We start from the raw sequence: 453 nt of genomic DNA, 5'->3' as shown, positions 1-453 counted from the left end.
ATCCAGGCGTTCTCTACCACATAGCCCAGCGCCTCGACCGCCTCGTTCCGCGCATCCAGCCGGGCGGCACCGAAGCGGCCGCGTTCGGAAACGTGGATGCGCAGAATCGGCTCGGCACGCTCGGCGATACGGTCCCACAGGCCCAGACGCTGATAGATCAGCCGGGTGCCGTAGGACAGCGCCGTGGAGCGCGCATCGTAGCTAGGCTGGTACTCGTGCCCCGGCTCGAACGGCTCGATCAGGTGGATACGCCAGCCACGCTCACGGGCGCCCTCCTGCAAGGCCAGCGCGAGGCTCGCGCCGACCAGCCCGCCCCCGATGATCGCCAGGCTCTGCATCAGGCGGCCTGTTCTCGTGCGGCGGCCATCAGTGCCTCGATCTCGGCCACGCTCTTCGGCACGCCACCGGTGAGGATCTCGCAGCCGTTCTTGGTCACCACCACGTCATCCTCGA

Annotated in this window: 2 protein-coding genes; both read right to left on the bottom strand. The window is 68.2% G+C overall.

All coding sequences use genetic code 11. The features are described from left to right. A partial coding sequence (locus ACU8YC_RS27450; RefSeq protein WP_446896319.1) for an FAD-dependent oxidoreductase occupies positions 1 to 338 on the bottom strand: 338 nt, incomplete at its 3' end. Further along, positions 338 to 453: hypothetical protein (locus tag ACU8YC_RS27445; protein WP_446896320.1), on the bottom strand; the 116-nt coding region annotated here is incomplete at its 5' end. The genes ACU8YC_RS27445 and ACU8YC_RS27450, both read right to left, overlap by 1 nt.

Source organism: Citrobacter sp. VF227, from assembly GCF_052950715.1.
Note: the sequence above shows the minus strand (reverse complement) of the source record. Positions and strands in the feature narration are given on the sequence as shown.